Consider the following 14757-nt stretch of genomic DNA (forward strand, 5'->3'; position numbering starts at 1 on the left):
CAATTCGGAAGCCGCACCCTACCTATGCCCGTTAGCGGGTATCCAGCCAGTCCCCGATAAATTATCAAAAACGCATGATTATTTAGAGCAAGATATTGCCTTGTTTATTAGGCTATTACCTTGATACGTGGCAGAATATAAAAAGTAATGATTCCCATTTCACCTGAGATGACAAATACATAAATATGGATCGCTCCCGTATACTCAAATTTCTATTACCTTACTTGTGGCCTAAAAATAACTCGAAACTCCGGTATTACCTGATTGCCGCCGTCATATTTATGGTGGTTTCTAAGGTCAGTACCACACTTGTGCCCCTTGCTTACAGGGCGATGATCGACACATTAAGCAGTGAAAATGCCAAGATGATGGCTATCCCCATCACCTTGATAATTGCTTATGGGGTCGCGAGAGTTAGTGCCTCCCTATTCGAAGAATTGCGTAACGTGATGTTTGTGCACGTCAGCCAGAATGCGACTCGATTACTTGGTTTACGGGTATTTAAACAATTACATGAACTAAGTTTGCGTTTTCATCTGGACAGGCAAACCGGCGGGTTATCTTTATCTATTGAACGCGGTACACAAGCGGTTGCGACAGTGCTTTCCCGCATTTTGTTCTCTATATTCCCCATTTTATTTGAGATAACCCTGGTCTCTCTTATCATGTGGCATTTGCTAGATGGCTGGTTTGCGGTCGCCATTCTGGCGACAGTGGCATGCTATATCCTATTTACTGTTGTGGCGGTTAGTTGGCGAACCCGTTTTCGGCGTGAGCTAAATCAAGCTAATTCAGACGCTAACACCAAGTCTATCGACAGCCTGATAAATTATGAAACGGTAAAATATTTTGGTAATGAAGAGTTTGAAGCTGAGCGCTTTAATACTTCGCGCCAACTGTATGAATATGCTGCAATTAAAAATCAGTTCAGTTTTACGGCGTTAAGTCTCGGGCAGACGGCAATTATTTCCATCGGGTTGGTGGTGATGATGGCCATGGCGGCGCAAGGTATCACACAAGGCCGTATGAGCATTGGTGATTTTGTGTTGGTAAATGCTTACCTTCTTCAGCTGTACCAGCCGCTCAATTTCTTTGGGTTTATTTATTCTGAGATCAGACAAGCATTGATTGATATGGAGAATATGCTCGATTTGTTGATGGTGGAAAAAGAGATTACTGATCGCCCTGATGCGCCGGCTTTACATCTTACAAAGGGGGAAGTGCGGTTTGACTCAGTCAGTTTTGGTTATGATCCGCGTAGACCTATTCTGAATAAAGTGAGTTTCACTATCCCTGCGGGCAAAACAGTGGCGGTTGTTGGCGCATCGGGAGCCGGCAAATCAACACTATCTCGTCTATTATTCCGGTTTTATGATGTCACTGATGGCGCGATTTATATTGATGATCAAGATGTCCGCAATGTAACTCAAGCAAGTTTACGTGAGGCTATTGGCATCGTGCCGCAAGATACAGTGCTCTTCAATGACACGCTGCGTTATAACATTGCTTACGGCAGAACTTCTTCCAGTTTTACAGAAATAGAACGCGCGGCGAAACTGGCCCATATTCATGATTTTATCATTAGTTTGCCAGATGGTTATGACACGCGAGTAGGGGAGCGTGGGCTTAAGTTGTCGGGGGGTGAGAAACAGCGAGTGGCGATTGCGCGGACTATTCTTAAAAACCCAGCTATTTTGGTTTTTGATGAAGCGACCAGCGCGTTAGATACTCATACTGAGCGCGAAATTCAGGCCCACCTGCGCGAAGTTAGCCGCGACCATACTACTCTGGTCATTGCTCACCGCTTATCCACCATTATTGATGCCGATGAAATTATTGTGATGGAAGCGGGCTCAATAGTTGAACGTGGGCGGCATGAGGCGTTATTGCTGAAAAATGGCCAGTACGCGGCCATGTGGCAGAATCAATATCATGAAGAGGAGCAACTTGCACCATAGCGCTTTGTTTTTAAAGGCTATTTAAAAGAGTGCATAAAGATGAGTGTGCACTCTTTTCGCTGATATTGATTGATTTGTGGAACCAGTCGCCTGAAATGCTCTGAAGCGCAATGTATATCTAATGCCGCTTGGTCTGGCCATTCTTCGATAAAAATAAAGTTGCCGGGATCTTTATGATCGATAAATAAATCATAGGAAATACATAGTGGCTCAAGTTTTGTTCTTTCCACTAATTCTTTATAGAGTGGCGTGACATCACTGATGTGCTCAGGTTTTATAAAATCTTGTGCAATGACTTTTAACATAGGTCTAATAGCGCTAGGCTCCGGTAAAATGCGTGTAAGCGAATACTACCAGCGCAATCGCGATCATAATCATCGTCGTTTTTCTCATTTCAATTCTCGTTATAAATGATGAGTTTCAAGTTGGCTAGCCAAACGATAACGTAAATCCCGCTAAAAAACAGCTATCCGCGACAAAATATCCAGTTTCAGGGTAATGTCAGTAAAATCAATCAAGTCACACAGGGCGGGGCTCTTACAGGAGATGAATCCTGTTTAAGTTGATATTGATCTCATTTTTAATATAATTATTTGTGTTAACTTTCATGATGTGCATTGTCACATAAGGGGGATAATATGTCAGCACTTGAGAAACTCGTTTCAGCATATTGCCATACCAGCCTGGACTTTGTGGCATCCACGGTTGCTTTTATGGAAAACCAAAAAAAGAAAATAAATGTTGATGAAATTGAAGCGAAACTTTCGCCGGATGAATGCGATTTCTTCCAGGAGAGATTAGCTCATTACAGAGATATATACCGACCGCAGTGATCATGCGGCGGTTTTGTCCTGCATTCGACATTAAATAAGCCGCCTGATGGCGGCTTATTCTATTATAAAAATAGAATCTATGAAGATAGGGCGCTCTTATGCTTTCTTGGTAGCAAGAATGACACTTGATGCTTTAAATAATGCAGTGACTTCACTTCCTACCGATAGCGCCATTTCTTCCAGGCTTTCATTGGTGGCTGAACCTTCAACAATGGCATGGACTGTTCCAAATAACTGGTTTAGTGCAGAGGTAGACATCGTATTCCCTCATGGTCATGTCAAATTGACATCGTGCCAGACGAGATTCCAGCCCGACCCCCCATCTGACCAAATACACTTACAGGAGTACAGGCGTGATGCCCATGTGTCACAGAAAAAATGGATATGTGTTAGCGATGAAATAAATCAAAATGAGATAAAGCGCGACGTATATTTATTGAGTAATAAAATCCGTGATAACAGCACTGATGCAGCAAATACGGATAACAGCAGTGTGAACCTCAATGTGACATCCGATAAGTTATATGCGCTGGCGATGAAATAGAAAATTCCATCATGCAAAATATAAACCCCAATCATGGATGGGCTGATATAGGCTAATGTTTTCTTTATCCATTCATGTTTAGTGTCAAAGTTATCAAATATGACAAATAAGCATAAACTCAGTATTAAAACATGTAGGTTATCGAGGAAATAGCTGGCATTTACTGTTTTATAGACATACATCGACATAAAACTTTCATAGAAATACATGGAAACTGCTGTCGGGATAAGAAGAACTTTTGCTGCAAGACGTACTCTCGGCATTTTGGTTATTCTTTGGCAAACTTTGGAGCAAAGGAACCTGCCGGTCATATAATAGAAGATCCACGTCCATAATCTAAAGTATTGCGGAAAATCAATTAGGTAGGGTTTTTCACTGAATGCACTGATTAAATCGATAGAAACAGAAAATATAACCAAGCATGAGAGGGTTATGATTGCTGTTCTGTTACTTTTTAATATCTTAGAGATTATTGGGTTGATTAGATAAATAATAGCAATACTGAATAAAAGCCAACTTTGCAGGAAGTAACCCCGCTTGAAGCCATCTTCGTTGATAAAGTAGAAAAGTACGTTCCAGAAAATAATAATAGTTATTATAGATTTTAACTTTCTGAGTATATCTGCCTGATCTATCTCATCATTTGAGTCGATATAACCAATAATCATAAAGAAAAGTGGGGTTGCGATGATCGATAAAAAGTACAGAACACCCATCACTTCTCCACCGAGAAAACACTGTTCAGTACAAGTTTTACTGGCAGAATAAAAGGTAACGGCAGAAAAACAGCTTAATGTTTTCAGCGCATGTAAACCGACGTTTCTCATAAAGTTGTTTGGCTTAAAATAAAGTTAAACGAGATATCCAGCTTCAGATAACGTAGGTATAGCATTAGAACCTTCCTGTTTAGGCTACTAATTTCTCACTATTTTTACATATAATCCCATTGCTGTCACGTCTGGTAGACTTAAAGCTAAATAAACAACTAAGAAATATTCTTTTTAGAAAAAGACGTTTCCTACACTCTCCGGTGTTGACATCCTATATATATCCTCGTTCCCTTATGGTTTACTGCAAAGTAAGGTGTGTTCTGGGCTATCTACATAATTTCTAATAGCTTTTATTTCATCACAAATAGATGTGAGTTAACAATTCATAGGGTGCTGAAGCACTAGCGGGTGTAGCCAATATGATAAGCTGTATGATCGTTGATAACGACAAATATCAAACGTTGGGTATGGTAACCATCGTAAAAAAGATATTTACATCGTTAGGGTTTAAAAAAGAGATTAAATTCTATCGTAAAGCATTTTATTCAGCAGATATCATTTTTATTGGAGTTGATGAGTTTAGTTTTTTTGATGCTCTAAAACGTCTGGATAAAGCGCCTTCAGAAGCAGATGTTTTTTTAATTTGTGATTCCCGATTGAATAGCTTTTTACAGGGTATCCCAAGGTTCAGTAATGTCACGATGATCTTCAGAGAAGACTCCATCGATACTGTTACCAACAAGATTTCAACTGTTTTTAAACGTAAGGTTCGCGGACTTAAAGAGAGTCTAACTGAGCGAAAATCCCCGAAAGTATTAAGTCAGCCATCGTCAGAGCGACAATATTTGACGCCTAATGAAAATATCGTATTGAAATTGTTCAATGAAGGATTTTCGGGCGGGGATATCGCCAGAATTTTGAAAAAGAGTGAGAAAACAGTTAGTGGGCAAAAACGGTCTGCCATGAAAAAGCTGGGTGCCCGTACTGATGTTGAGTTAATTAAAATGTTTATGTTCAAATAGTTAATATGAAAATGGACTGAATTTTGGTTGCTTTTTCCGTCGACACCAGAGAATACCAAAGGGATTTTCTTGTGCTAGCGGGCAGGGATGCCAGCTTCAAAACCCTGGGGAGCCCCCCAAACAGCCCCAAAGTTATTTGGGGCTGTTTATGGGTTGCGATGCCGCGTTATTTCAGTAAAAAACAGACTAAATACTCTTCAACTTGGCAATCGTACTGTCGATATCAACCTCATGCTCAGAGAATGTGTAGGTGGTATTTTGGAACGTAGTTATTGATAACATTTTCAATGGCACGGTTTTTTCTGAAATATCTTCTTCCTGCGGCCGAATTTTATTCATCAGTAAGTTGACTGAAAGGATGGTGTTGGCTTTATCGATCTCAGCCTGCGCAGGAACTTCTTTAGTAAAGGTATTGAATGATTTGATACTGGTGAGTTTGATTCTCTCATTAGCAATGAATATGTATTTGCTCTCAATGGCCACTTTCACTGCAAATGCGGATAACCCTTTAGTATTGGTTGTCGGCTCGAAAGTGACTTCCGCGCCTTTTTTGATCATCTCGGGATTAGCAACTTTAATAACGTGAAAATAACGGTTATCTCCGTTCTCATCGGTGATAAAACCAAAACCTTTATCTTCAAAAAAAGTTGTTATTCTACCGTTCATCATGCATCTCATATTAGCGTATCCAATGGGTAAGTATAATACAGGTGAATCGCTTTCAGATACAGTCTGGTACTTTCTTTGAGCCCTTTAGGCTGTGTTGTAAAAGAAAAAAATATGGATTTCTGTGCTAGTAATTGAGCAGAAAAGATGGCTTTTTCACTTTTTATCTAATTTTTGTGATCTCTACCGTGGACAAAAAACGGTTCTATTGCTGTACTGTATTGGACACACATTTTGTGTCCAACATTCACGTAAAGGTAAGTTTGATGTCTAAGATTAAAGGTAGCGTTAAGTGGTTCAATGAATCTAAAGGTTTTGGCTTCATTACCCCAGAAGATGGCAGTAAAGACGTTTTCGTTCATTTCTCAGCCATCGCTAGCAACGGTTTCAAAACTCTTGCTGAAGGCCAGCGTGTAGAATTTGAAATCACGAACGGTGCCAAAGGGCCATCTGCTGCTAATGTTATCGCTATCTAAGTAGCCAATATTTCTTAAAACCCGCCTCATTCTTATCAGGCGGGTTTTTTATTTCTAGCCCCGAGGGAATTAACTAAAAGAGATATGCCTTTAAGAAAGCGGCGGTGATCAATAGGCAAAAAATGACTGCCAGCCATTCGGTTCCTGTTTTAGGTAAACTAAACATGGGATTTATCCAGCACATCAGTCACCCCAGCTGTTAACTGTTCTTAACTAAATAATTATCCAGTCTGTAGATTAATAAAACATTAAGACGATGTAAAAAATAGTGCTGTCATGCCCGCGCTTATTGACCCGCAAAGTAATTAACTAACATGAAAGCCAGCATAGTCATAGCCAGTGAACCGGCCAGATTAAGTGCAACTGTACCAGCAGCCCAAGCTAATTTCCCATCCTGAAGTAAATAGACAACTTCAACTGAAAAGGTTGAAAATGTCGTCAGGCCACCGCAGAAACCCGTGGTAATCAGTAATTTCCAAACGGGGTCAATGTGTGTGATTCGGGTGAATAGTGCTAATGTCAGGCCGATAATAAAAGCGCCAACCAAGTTTACAATAAGCGTACCCACGGGGATATTGGGTGAAAAACTGTTTAGCTTCATACTGACTAGCCAACGAGCGACGCTACCCACTCCACCACCAATAAATACTGCCAGTAATGTATTAAACATAAACACCTTTCTTTAGAGATAACACTATGCCGGTACTTTGCCGTTATTTAGCTTGCCAGTTCAATGCGGTTACGGCCATTGTCTTTTGCCAGATACAGCGCAGAGTCGGCGGCTTTTAGCCATTGCTGATAGTTAATCATATCGTGTCGGTAATCTGCGATACCAGCACTGACTCTAAGCTGTAAGGATGGAGCGTGGGTAAAAACTAAATCAGCCAGTTTTTCCTGAATTCGCATTAATACTTCCCGTGTTTGTTCTGCCGTAGTATTAGGCAAAATAGCACCGAACTCATCCCCGCCGTAACGGCCAACAATGTCGATGGCCCGCAGTCCTAGCAATAATTCTTCGGCAAGAACAGTAATAGCTTCATCACCCACGGCATGACCAAAGGTATCATTAATCGATTTGAAGTTATCAATATCAAGTAAAATAAGTGTGGCACCGTGTTGGTAGCGTCGGCAACTATCAAATTGATTATGTAGTTGATGTTCCCAATGCCTGCGATTATAAAGCCCGGTTAATCCATCCCTAACACTAATACGCAATAACTCTTCTTTATTTTCGGCCAGGCGTTTTGCGGTTCGGTAGGTGACTAATCCAAGTAGGGAGGGGTAGATAATTATCATCGGTAGACAGGCATAGACCTGGAGTGGCGAGGTTTCAGGTTTAAAGGGTAAATTAAATATCCATGCAGTCAGTAAACTACAGGCAATCTGCAATGCAAGGCCTTTGCAAAAAACGTTTTTCCCGCCAGAAGCAATATTGTTCATGCTCATCATTGAAAGAATCACGACGGATGGCAGAGCATTGAATGACATTATTGCGACCCAGACACCACCCAGTGCTGAGTCTATTTTCATATTTATGATTTCTTGTTCAAACGGTTGTTCAGAGCGTGTAGCCAATAGGTATGAAATATGTGGCCAGACTAATCCATTAAGGACGAGCATGAACCAAAGCCATAATGGAGCATTCTGGGTGTAGAGTACTGAGCCGACACAAAACATACCAACGCCTAAGCCAAATACGCGAGGTAAATAAGTCCTTTTAGCAAAACTTAACCCAGATCTGCGGGTGTTTATTCTACTTGAATAAGGCAATTGGCGATTCCCTCGTTGTTTCTGCTTTGGGGGGATGTTAACGGCAATGTCTCATCCGGAATGAGTCAAAATAAGTGAGAAAAGACTCTGAGTAAATCATAGTTCACTAACGAAATCTGTTACATATTACTCTTGTTTTAATCGGCAATTTATTCGTAAATAGCCCATGTTTTAATAAACAGTGCTAATCAAGAAGGTGCATATGGAAGGTCTCAGTATTACCAAATTATTGGTAGTCGGCATATTAATTGTGTTGTTGTTTGGTACCAGCAAACTGCGCACACTGGGTGCTGACTTAGGTGCGGCCTTGAAAGGCTTTAAAAAAGCCATGGGCAATGATGATGCTCCGCCAGCCAACACGACCGCTGAGTCTAAAACAGCAACAGAAGCCAAACCGCCGATCGAGCATAAAGACTGATTATGCTTGCTTGGCTGCCATTTCGGTTGCTATAGAAGAATGATCATGAATTAGCCGGGGTCTTATCGGCAATTCTTCTGTGGTTGATAATGGAAACAGGCTGAAAATTAAAAACGGATCTCCAATGGAAATCCGTTTTTGATTATTTATTATTTAAGGTGTAATAAAATATTTCATCCAAATTAACCTGAGCATTTATTCAGGCCAATTTGCTTATTTTACTTCCAACCCTTTTGCTTGTAAGTCTGCATGGTAAGAGGATCGCACAAATGGGCCACAAGCTGCATGAGTGAAGCCCATTGCCATTGCTTCCGCTTTCATCTCATCAAACTCTGCCGGGCTGACATAGCGCTGTACCGGTAAATGGTGGCGGCTCGGCTGTAAATATTGCCCTAGCGTCAGCATAGTGACGCCGTGGCGGCGTAAATCATGCATAACTTCCACGATTTCGGCATTAGTCTCACCTAAACCCACCATTAACCCAGACTTGGTAGGAATCTCTGGATGAGCTTCTTTAAAGCGCTCCAATAATTTAAGCGACCACTCATAGTTAGCCCCTGGGCGAACCTGACGATATACACGGGGAACGTTTTCCAGATTATGGTTAAACACATCCGGTGGCGTGACAGTCAGAATATCTAATGCGCGATCCATACGGCCACGGAAATCAGGCACCAGCGTTTCTATTTTAATTGTTGGATTCTTGGCTCGAATCGCTGAGATGCAATCTGCAAAGTGCTGAGCCCCCCCATCACGCAAATCATCCCGGTCAACAGAGGTGATAACGACATAGCGCAAACCCATATCTTTAATAGTTTGAGCCAGTTTTTCTGGTTCATTGGCATCCGGTGTTACCGGGCGGCCATGGGCAACGTCGCAGAATGGGCAACGGCGAGTACAAATTGCCCCGAGGATCATAAATGTCGCGGTACCGTGGTTAAAGCACTCCGACAGGTTAGGGCAGGAGGCCTCTTCGCAAACCGAGTGCAGACCATTTTTACGCATTGCAGCCTTGATACCCTGAATGCGGCTGGAGTCAGCAGGAAGCTTGATTTTCATCCACTCGGGTTTTCGTAGCAGCTCTTGGCGTTCGGTAACCACGGTTTTAATCGGGATTAACGCCATTTTATCTGCGTCGCGGTATTTGACGCCGCGTTCCATCTGAATCGGTTTACTCATAATCGTACAGGTTCCAGTTCTGAATCTCTCAATTTGAGATTTTTTATTAAATTCAACAGGATGTGGCGTTCGTTAAAAAATTTTTGAAAATTGTTTAAAAATTATATCATCTTTAGCCCGTCCCATTCAGCCCCCAATTTTGTAGGCGTTTGTAAATGGGATGCTATAGGGCGTTTGAATACCACATATTGACAGTTATTGAGCTATTGGGTACCAACAGGTAAATAGTCCGCCAATGCCCAGGATTGCTGTTCTGCCGGTGAATAGCCTAATTCACGGGTAAACTCGCGCACTAATATGGGTTGGATATCGGCAATAGTGGTACCCGTTTTTAGCGCGCTGACCTGAGTCATTTGCATGCCGGCGTAACCGCATGGATTGATGCGCTGGAATGGCTCCAAATCCATGGCAACATTGAGTGCCAGGCCGTGAAATGAACAGCCTCGACGAATACGCAGGCCCAATGAGCAAATTTTTTGTTGGCCAACATACACACCGGGAGCATCCGGGCGAGCCCGTGAATCAATGTCAAAATGAGCCAGCGTCTCAATGACAGTATTCTCAATCGCGGTGACTAATTGCCGCACGCCCAATTTGGCGCGCTTGAGGTCAATCATGATATACATGACTTGCTGACCAGGGCCATGGTAGGTGACCTGACCCCCTCGGTCACTCTGGATAACCGGAATATCTCCGGGCATCAGAACATGTTCAGCTTTTCCTGCCTGACCCTGAGTAAAAACGTGTTGATGCTCAACCAGCCAGATTTCATCTGCGCTGCTATCGGTGCGAAACTCAGTGAAATTATGCATGGCTTGAGATACGGGGGCATAGGGTTGTAACCCTAGCTGGCGTAAAATGATCTTGTGTTGTTGCAAGCGAGGCATCATCTGGTTACAGAAATGGTGGTGTCAGTATACCAGCCCAGCAGTGAGGAGCCACTGTTTTGGCGATTGAAAGAGATAGTTTGGTGATTGAAAGAATAATTTAGAGATAAAAATAAGGCCCGAAAGCTGAGTCAGCAGTTCGGACCATAGGTGAAAAGGCAGTATTGGAATAGCGCTACAGCACCATTCTGACCAGTTCCAGGTTACCTAATTCTTCATACAGCGTTTCCACCTGATCAATATGGGTCGCTGTGATGGTGATGGAAACAGAGTGATAGTTGCCTTTGCTGCTCGGTTTTACTTCGGGGGTATAATCGCCCGGAGCATGGCGCTGTACCACTTCAACCACCTGGTTAACCAGTTGAGGTTCAGCAATGCCCATGACTTTGTAGGTAAAGGGGCAAGGGAACTCAAGCAGTTCATTCAGTTTAGTTTTCATGTGCGCTCCTGGGGTTGACGGACAGTTTGTTGTCGGAAAAATTATTGCCGACTATAAAATTATAACTCCCGCCGAGGCGGGAGTTTGACATTATTTATAATATGGGACTTATTTGTGGTTTTTCAAGCTAGGGCTTAGCCAAACCAGCGGTGGAACATGAGCTTGATGTAATCCACCATGCGGCTGAAGAAACCGCCTTCTTTAACTTCGTTCATCACCACCAGTGGGCGTTGATCGATGGTTTTACCATCTAACTGGAAGTTAATCATCCCGACAACTTGATTCTTCGCCAGTGGTGCATGAATTTCAGGGGTATTAAGTACATAGCTGGCTTTCAGATCTTTCATCCGGCCACGTGGGATTGTCAGGTAAACGTCTTTATCAACCCCTAATTGTACACGGTCGCTATCACCAAACCAGACCGGTTCAGAAGCAAATTCTTTACCGACTTTCAGTGGCGCTACGGTTTCAAAGAAACGGAAGCCCCAGGTCAGCAGTTTTTTGCTTTCAGTTTCACGGCCCTTAAAGGTATGGCCGCCTAACACCACCGAAATCAAACGCATCTGCCCATCGGTAGCCGAGGCTACCAGATTATAACCCGCCGCTTCGGTATGGCCGGTTTTGATGCCATCAACATTCAAGCTGGTATCCCACAACAAACCATTGCGGTTGGTCTGGCGGATATTATTGAAGGTAAATTCTTTTTCTTTATAAATGGCGTATTCATCCGGGACATCGCGGATCAGCGCCTGCCCGATCAATGCCATATCGCGTGCTGAGCTGTACTGCCCTTCAGCATCTAAACCGTGAACGGTTTTGAACTGGGTATTTTGCAGGCCCAGCGCTTTAACATAGTTGTTCATCAGGTTTACGAATGAGTCTTGGCTACCGGCAACGTAATCGGCCATCGCGACACAGGCATCGTTACCTGATTGCAAGTTGATACCACGGGTCAGTTTAGATACCGGCACACGGTCGCCTGGTTTCAGGAACATCAACGAGGAGCCCTTGAACTCTGGGTTGCCAGTCGCCCAAGCATCTTTACCCACGGTAACCATATCTTCTGGCCCGATTTTACCTGATTTGATTGCCTGCCCAATAACATAGCTGGTCATCATTTTTGTCAGGCTAGCCGGGTTGCGGCGCGTATCCGCATTCATTTCTGCTAATACTTTGCCGGAGTTGTAATCAATCAGAACGTAGGCTTCCGCGTCGATCTGTGGCACACCGGGGATCATGGTTTTTAAATTGACGTCATCAGCGTTTGCAGCAGAAGCTGCGCTCATAACAATGACAGTGCCGAGCATCAAGCTCTTGATAATGCGAGAAGTAGTTACATATTTCATGATCAGGACAACAACATCCGTGGGAGTAAGTTAAAAAAGTGCTACATCATACCATAGCCTTCTTACTTGACGTTGCTGCCTTGCTGCAACGCCAATTAATTGGGTTATAAACGTATGTAGCGTTTATAGTTTTAACCGTAACATCCTGTTTGGACTGAGAGTTACGGTTATTTTTAGTAGACGGGCCTTAAATTGCTACAAGGTATGTATGATTTAAGGTGCCGCAACCACAAATGACTGCTGCTGAGCTTCGCTCGACAGGCGTTGTTGCAGTTCAACGGCCTGCTGGCGGCTGCTGAATGGCCCAAGTTGAACGCGGTGTACGCTGCCATTGGCGGCCACTTTCCCCGGCACACCAAAACGTTGACTCAAACTTTGCTGCCAAGTTTGCGCGCGCTGTGCATCACTCAACGCACCGACTTGAACCACATAACCACCCGATGATGGTGTCGCGGCCTCTGATGAGGTCACCGGGCCGGGGTTGGCGACCACCGGCGGCTGTACAGGTTGTGAACTCACTGTCGTGGGTTCTGAACTTTCTAGCACGCCCGCCGGGACTGGCGTTGATGCACGCAGGAAGCCGCTGCTTTGTGGGGCCACTGGCTGGTTAGTATCTGCACCGGACAAATGACTATTATCAATAGGGCGGACAGGCGCACTGACTGCGGGAGCATCTTGCTGAACCGGGGTTCCCATCTCGCTGGACGTCAGGTCTGGGCGGCTTGGCAATGCATAGCTTTGCTTCGCGATAGTGGTACCAACCATGCCGGGGCCAGATAATGAGCCATCCGGTGCCACATTGATAAAATCAATCTTCACTTTGGTATTATTTGAAATATTTAGGCGATCGGCTGCTGCTTTGGATAAATCGATCACCCGACCAGGCGTGTAAGGGCCGCGGTCGTTGACTCGAACCACAATCTGGCGACCATTGCTGATGTTGGTGACTCGCACATAGCTTGGGATAGGCAGAGTGGGGTGGGCCGCTGTCAATGCATTGGGATCAAAAGTTTCGCCAGTAGCCGTGGTGTTGCCATTGGCTTCTTCGCCATACCACGCTGCGAGGCCAATCTGACTGAAGTTTTGCGGGTCTTTGACAATGCTATAGGACTGGCCATTAACCTTATAATCCTGATTAAAACTAGGATTAAATGGCTCATAGCGTGGTTCTGCACCGCCGATTTCTTCCACCGGGCCGTTGTATGTCTGCTGCACTTGTTGCTGGGGTGCCGGAGGCTGACTGGTACATGCTGATAACAGCACGCCTGCGATGCCTATCCAAAGCCATTCCTTACGCATTGCTCACCTCTATAAATTCTTAGATAACATTTTTCGATGAGTATGTATCGACATCACGATACCAAACCCGGCCATCAGCACTATCAGCGCCGAGCCTCCATAGCTGACCAAAGGCAAAGGTACGCCAACCACAGGTAAAATTCCACTTACCATGCCGATGTTAACAAACACGTAGACAAAGAGTATCAGCATTAACCCCCCGACCATCACCCGGCCGAAGGTGGTTTGCGCGTGGGCCGCAATCACCAGGCCGCGCATAATAAGGCACAGATAAAGGGCTAATAACACCAGCACACCAATTAAGCCCAATTCTTCGGCTAACACGGCAAAGATAAAGTCTGTATGGCGCTCGGGTAAGAATTCCAACTGTGACTGAGTTCCGTGTAGCCAGCCTTTCCCTGATAACCCACCGGAACCAATAGCAATTTTAGACTGAATAATATGATAGCCAGCCCCAAGTGGGTCACTTTCCGGGTCGAGCAGCATCATCACGCGATCGCGCTGGTAGCCATGCATCAGGAAGAACCACAGGATAGGAATAAATGCGGCAACCAAAACCGCGGCAATCGCGATCAAGCGCCAGCTCATACCGGAAAGGAACAAAACGAATAACCCGGAGGCGGCGACCAGGATAGAGGTGCCAAGGTCGGGTTGCGCGGCGACTAATAAAGTCGGCATAAAGATTAAAATCAGTGCGATGCCGGTATTTTTCAATGAGGGCGGGCAGACGTCACGGTTCATAAAGCGGGCGACCATCAATGGAACCGCAATTTTCGCAATTTCAGAGGGTTGGAAGCGGATGAAACCTAAATCCAGCCAGCGCTGCGCCCCTTTACTGATTTGTCCAAATGCATCGACCAGCACCAGTAAAATGACACAAACGAAATAGAGATAGGGCGCCCAACTTTCGTAGACGCGGGGCGGTATCTGCGCCATCACCAGCATCACAACCAAGCCCATCGCAATTTGACCTACCTTGCGTTCCATCATGCCGATGTCTTGACCACTAGCGCTCCACATCACGAAGGCGCTATAAGCCAGCAGCGCCAATACGCAAATTAGAAACGGCAGGTCAATGTGCATTTTGTACCACAAAGAGCCTTTTTGTTGATTATCAGTCATGAGTTACCTTAATCCGCTTCAACTAATT

16 protein-coding genes and 1 pseudogene are annotated in these 14757 nt (G+C 44.2%); 5 read left to right on the forward strand and 12 right to left on the reverse strand.

Going from position 1 to position 14757, the window contains the following annotated elements; genetic code table 11:
* Window positions 1-185 precede the first annotated feature (185 nt).
* On the forward strand, window positions 186-1958 hold the full coding sequence (locus OP863_RS06170; RefSeq protein ID WP_145589772.1) for an ABCB family ABC transporter ATP-binding protein/permease: 1773 nt from the start codon (window positions 186-188) through the stop codon (window positions 1956-1958).
* 17 nt (window positions 1959-1975) lie between these two features.
* On the opposite strand, the gene OP863_RS06175 is transcribed toward OP863_RS06170, so the two are convergent.
* Complete coding sequence (locus OP863_RS06175) at window positions 1976-2263, reverse strand: putative quinol monooxygenase (protein WP_038634821.1); 288 nt, start codon at window positions 2261-2263, stop codon at window positions 1976-1978.
* A gap of 333 nt (window positions 2264-2596) precedes the next feature.
* Here OP863_RS06175 and OP863_RS06180 point away from each other — a divergent pair, with 333 nt between their 5' ends.
* Complete coding sequence (locus tag OP863_RS06180) at window positions 2597-2791, forward strand: glycogen synthase (RefSeq protein WP_038634818.1); 195 nt, start codon at window positions 2597-2599, stop codon at window positions 2789-2791.
* A gap of 96 nt (window positions 2792-2887) precedes the next feature.
* On the opposite strand, the pseudogene OP863_RS06185 reads toward OP863_RS06180, so the two are convergent.
* Window positions 2888-3040, reverse strand: a pseudogene (locus OP863_RS06185) (TOBE domain-containing protein); the annotation flags it as partial.
* A 156-nt stretch (window positions 3041-3196) separates the two neighbouring features.
* Window positions 3197-4162 (reverse strand): acyltransferase, encoded by a 966-nt coding sequence (locus OP863_RS06190; RefSeq protein ID WP_038634812.1) that lies wholly within the window; start codon window positions 4160-4162, stop codon window positions 3197-3199.
* A 374-nt stretch (window positions 4163-4536) separates the two neighbouring features.
* Between OP863_RS06190 and OP863_RS06195 the strand changes: the two genes are divergently transcribed.
* Window positions 4537-5127, forward strand: coding sequence for a helix-turn-helix transcriptional regulator (locus OP863_RS06195; RefSeq protein ID WP_145509479.1), 591 nt, complete (start codon window positions 4537-4539; stop codon window positions 5125-5127).
* A 186-nt stretch (window positions 5128-5313) separates the two neighbouring features.
* Here the strand turns inward: OP863_RS06195 and OP863_RS06200 are convergent, their stop codons facing one another.
* Complete coding sequence (locus OP863_RS06200; RefSeq protein WP_038634807.1) at window positions 5314-5793, reverse strand: cold-shock protein; 480 nt, start codon at window positions 5791-5793, stop codon at window positions 5314-5316.
* A gap of 266 nt (window positions 5794-6059) precedes the next feature.
* Here OP863_RS06200 and cspE point away from each other — a divergent pair, with 266 nt between their 5' ends.
* The gene (gene cspE, locus OP863_RS06205; RefSeq protein ID WP_002210315.1) at window positions 6060-6269 is read left to right on the forward strand and encodes a transcription antiterminator/RNA stability regulator CspE; all 210 of its coding nucleotides are present in this window, start codon (window positions 6060-6062) and stop codon (window positions 6267-6269) included.
* 286 nt (window positions 6270-6555) lie between these two features.
* Here the strand turns inward: cspE and crcB are convergent, their stop codons facing one another.
* Together crcB and OP863_RS06215 are read right to left on the reverse strand one after the other, a co-directional pair.
* Window positions 6556-6939, reverse strand: coding sequence for a fluoride efflux transporter CrcB (crcB, locus tag OP863_RS06210; RefSeq protein WP_145591811.1), 384 nt, complete (start codon window positions 6937-6939; stop codon window positions 6556-6558).
* A gap of 47 nt (window positions 6940-6986) precedes the next feature.
* Window positions 6987-8039 (reverse strand): diguanylate cyclase, encoded by a 1053-nt coding sequence (locus tag OP863_RS06215; protein ID WP_265525983.1) that lies wholly within the window; start codon window positions 8037-8039, stop codon window positions 6987-6989.
* A 202-nt stretch (window positions 8040-8241) separates the two neighbouring features.
* Here OP863_RS06215 and tatA point away from each other — a divergent pair, with 202 nt between their 5' ends.
* Window positions 8242-8457: a Sec-independent protein translocase subunit TatA gene (gene tatA / locus OP863_RS06220; protein ID WP_038634802.1), complete on the forward strand. Its 216-nt coding sequence runs from the start codon at window positions 8242-8244 to the stop codon at window positions 8455-8457.
* A 213-nt stretch (window positions 8458-8670) separates the two neighbouring features.
* Here the strand turns inward: tatA and lipA are convergent, their stop codons facing one another.
* The 6 genes from lipA to mrdB all read right to left on the reverse strand — a co-directional run bounded on the left by lipA (window position 8671) and on the right by mrdB (window position 14729).
* A complete protein-coding gene (gene lipA, locus OP863_RS06225; RefSeq protein WP_032819853.1) occupies window positions 8671-9636 on the reverse strand; it encodes a lipoyl synthase in 966 nt (321 codons plus the stop codon).
* 203 nt (window positions 9637-9839) lie between these two features.
* Complete coding sequence (gene lipB / locus OP863_RS06230; protein WP_265525984.1) at window positions 9840-10526, reverse strand: lipoyl(octanoyl) transferase LipB; 687 nt, start codon at window positions 10524-10526, stop codon at window positions 9840-9842.
* Between the two features lie 172 nt (window positions 10527-10698).
* A complete protein-coding gene (gene ybeD / locus OP863_RS06235; RefSeq protein WP_005158389.1) occupies window positions 10699-10962 on the reverse strand; it encodes a DUF493 family protein YbeD in 264 nt (87 codons plus the stop codon).
* A gap of 134 nt (window positions 10963-11096) precedes the next feature.
* Window positions 11097-12308: a D-alanyl-D-alanine carboxypeptidase DacA gene (gene dacA / locus OP863_RS06240; protein WP_145589769.1), complete on the reverse strand. Its 1212-nt coding sequence runs from the start codon at window positions 12306-12308 to the stop codon at window positions 11097-11099.
* A 213-nt stretch (window positions 12309-12521) separates the two neighbouring features.
* The gene (gene rlpA / locus OP863_RS06245) at window positions 12522-13607 is read right to left on the reverse strand and encodes an endolytic peptidoglycan transglycosylase RlpA (protein ID WP_145589768.1); all 1086 of its coding nucleotides are present in this window, start codon (window positions 13605-13607) and stop codon (window positions 12522-12524) included.
* 9 nt (window positions 13608-13616) lie between these two features.
* The gene (gene mrdB, locus OP863_RS06250; protein ID WP_038634793.1) at window positions 13617-14729 is read right to left on the reverse strand and encodes a peptidoglycan glycosyltransferase MrdB; all 1113 of its coding nucleotides are present in this window, start codon (window positions 14727-14729) and stop codon (window positions 13617-13619) included.
* Window positions 14730-14757: the final 28 nt, after the last annotated feature.

This window comes from Yersinia sp. SCPM-O-B-9106 (C-191) (assembly GCF_026183365.1).
Classification (GTDB): Bacteria; Pseudomonadota; Gammaproteobacteria; order Enterobacterales; family Enterobacteriaceae; genus Yersinia; species Yersinia rochesterensis.

What these genes read in the sequence shown, in the direction of transcription:
- OP863_RS06170 (WP_145589772.1), top strand. Translation starts at nt 186, where the DNA reads ATGGATCGCTCCCGTATACTCAAATTTCTATTACCTTACTTGTGGCCT.
- OP863_RS06175 (WP_038634821.1), bottom strand. Translation starts at nt 2,263, where the DNA reads ATGTTAAAAGTCATTGCACAAGATTTTATAAAACCTGAGCACATCAGT.
- OP863_RS06180 (WP_038634818.1), top strand. Translation starts at nt 2,597, where the DNA reads ATGTCAGCACTTGAGAAACTCGTTTCAGCATATTGCCATACCAGCCTG.
- OP863_RS06190 (WP_038634812.1), bottom strand. Translation starts at nt 4,162, where the DNA reads ATGAGAAACGTCGGTTTACATGCGCTGAAAACATTAAGCTGTTTTTCT.
- OP863_RS06195 (WP_145509479.1), top strand. Translation starts at nt 4,537, where the DNA reads ATGATCGTTGATAACGACAAATATCAAACGTTGGGTATGGTAACCATC.
- OP863_RS06200 (WP_038634807.1), bottom strand. Translation starts at nt 5,793, where the DNA reads ATGAACGGTAGAATAACAACTTTTTTTGAAGATAAAGGTTTTGGTTTT.
- cspE (WP_002210315.1), top strand. Translation starts at nt 6,060, where the DNA reads ATGTCTAAGATTAAAGGTAGCGTTAAGTGGTTCAATGAATCTAAAGGT.
- crcB (WP_145591811.1), bottom strand. Translation starts at nt 6,939, where the DNA reads ATGTTTAATACATTACTGGCAGTATTTATTGGTGGTGGAGTGGGTAGC.
- tatA (WP_038634802.1), top strand. Translation starts at nt 8,242, where the DNA reads ATGGAAGGTCTCAGTATTACCAAATTATTGGTAGTCGGCATATTAATT.
- lipA (WP_032819853.1), bottom strand. Translation starts at nt 9,636, where the DNA reads ATGAGTAAACCGATTCAGATGGAACGCGGCGTCAAATACCGCGACGCA.
- lipB (WP_265525984.1), bottom strand. Translation starts at nt 10,526, where the DNA reads ATGATGCCTCGCTTGCAACAACACAAGATCATTTTACGCCAGCTAGGG.
- ybeD (WP_005158389.1), bottom strand. Translation starts at nt 10,962, where the DNA reads ATGAAAACTAAACTGAATGAACTGCTTGAGTTCCCTTGCCCCTTTACC.
- dacA (WP_145589769.1), bottom strand. Translation starts at nt 12,308, where the DNA reads ATGAAATATGTAACTACTTCTCGCATTATCAAGAGCTTGATGCTCGGC.
- rlpA (WP_145589768.1), bottom strand. Translation starts at nt 13,607, where the DNA reads ATGCGTAAGGAATGGCTTTGGATAGGCATCGCAGGCGTGCTGTTATCA.
- mrdB (WP_038634793.1), bottom strand. Translation starts at nt 14,729, where the DNA reads ATGACTGATAATCAACAAAAAGGCTCTTTGTGGTACAAAATGCACATT.